We start from the raw sequence: 1,971 nt of genomic DNA, 5'->3' as shown, positions 1-1,971 counted from the left end.
ATCGATCAAGGAGACACGTGCCAGGCACGAAGAAGCTCGTGATCGTCGAGAGCCCCGCGAAGGCCAAGACGATCGCGCAATACCTCGGTGACGGATACGAGGTCCAGGCGTCAGTCGGCCACATCCGTGACCTCATCGAGCCCAAGAACCTCCCCGCGGAGCTCAAGAAGGGCCCGATGGGGAAGTTCTCCGTGGACGTCGACAACGGCTTCGAGCCGTACTACGTGGTCTCCGACGCGAAGAAGAAGACCGTCTCCGAGCTCAAGCGGGCGCTCAAGGACGCCGACGAGCTCTACCTCGCCACTGATGAGGACCGCGAGGGCGAGGCCATCGCGTGGCACCTGCTCCAGGTGCTGAAGCCGAAGGTGCCGGTCAAGCGCATGGTGTTCCACGAGATCACCAAGGAGGCGATCCAGCGCGCGCAGGAGGCCACCCGCGAACTCGACACCGCGCTGGTCGACGCCCAGGAGACCCGCCGCATCCTCGACCGCCTCTACGGCTACGAGGTCTCGCCGGTGCTGTGGCGCAAGGTCGGCCCGGGGCTGTCCGCCGGTCGCGTGCAGTCCGCCGCGACCCGGCTCGTGGTCGACCGTGAGCGCGAGCGCCTGGCGTTCGTCTCCGCCAACTACTGGGACCTCACCGCACGGTTCGAGAAGGCCGGGGACACGGCGTTCACCGCCAAGCTCGCCCGTGTCCAGGGCATCCGCGTCGCTTCGGGGCGTGACTTCGACGACCGCGGTGCGATCTCCGGCGACGTCGTGCGCCTCGACGAGGCGTCGGCCGCCGCACTGACGACCGTGCTCGAGCGCGCCGGTGACGCGGTCGTCCGCTCGGTCGACTCGAAGCCGTACACGCGCCGCCCGGCCGCGCCGTTCACGACGTCGACCCTGCAGCAGGAGGCCGCGCGCAAGCTCCGCTTCTCCGCGCGCCAGACGATGAGCGTCGCGCAGTCGCTGTACGAGAACGGCCACATCACCTACATGCGGACCGACTCGTCGTCGCTCTCGCAGCAGGCCGTGACCGCCGCCCGCAAGCAGGCCGCCGAACTGTACGGAGCCGACAGCGTGCCGGACAAGCCGCGCAGCTACGCCGGCAAGAGCAAGAACGCCCAGGAGGCGCACGAGGCGATCCGTCCCGCTGGTGACACCTTCCGCACGCCGTCGCAGATGGAGAAGGTCCTCCGCGGCAACGACCTGCGGCTCTACGACCTCATCTGGAAGCGCACCGTCGCCTCGCAGATGGCGGACGCCAAGGGATCGACGGCCTCCGTGGTGCTCGGCATCTCCTCGTCCGAGGCCGTCGAGGGGCTGGCCTCGACGGCGAACGGCACCGACGCGGAGTTCACCGCGTCCGGCACCGTCATCACCTTCCGCGGCTTCCTCAACGCGTACGAGGAAGGTCGCGACGAGGAACGCCACGAGGCGAAGTCGGACGGCGACGACGCCAAGCTCCCGCAGATGGCCGAGGGCGACGAACTCGCCGTGCCGGACGTCGAGGCGAAGGGCCACGACACGTCGGCGCCCCCGCGCTACACCGAGGCGAGCCTCGTGAAGACGCTGGAGGAGCTCGGGATCGGCCGCCCCTCGACCTACGCCGCGATCATCTCGACGATCATCGACCGCGGATACGTCACGCAGCGGGGGAGCGCCCTCGTGCCGAACTGGATCGCGTTCAGCGTGGTCCGGCTCCTCGAGGACTACTTCGGCGACCTCGTGCAGTACGACTTCACGGCCTCCATGGAGGACGACCTCGACCGCATCGCGAGCGGCGACGAGGACCGCGTCGACTGGCTCAAGGGGTTCTACTTCGGCGGCGGTGACCAGCGCGGCCTCCGGACCGTCATCGACAACCTCGGCGAGATCGACGCGCGCGACATCAACTCGGTGGAACTCGCTCCCGGTCTCACGCTGCGCATCGGCCGCTACGGCCCGTACATCGAGGTGCCGAGCGACGACCCCGAGAAGCCCCGCC

Annotated in this window: 1 protein-coding gene; it reads left to right on the top strand. The window is 69.0% G+C overall.

The features are described 5' to 3' along the window. Window positions 1-17 precede the first annotated feature (17 nt). Window positions 18-1,971: type I DNA topoisomerase (gene topA, locus I59_RS04110; RefSeq protein ID WP_022902784.1), on the top strand; the 1,954-nt coding region annotated here is incomplete at its 3' end.

This window comes from Curtobacterium sp. B8 (assembly GCF_000333315.1).
Classification (GTDB): domain Bacteria; phylum Actinomycetota; class Actinomycetes; order Actinomycetales; family Microbacteriaceae; genus Curtobacterium; species Curtobacterium luteum.
Note: the sequence above shows the minus strand (reverse complement) of the source record. Positions and strands in the feature narration are given on the sequence as shown.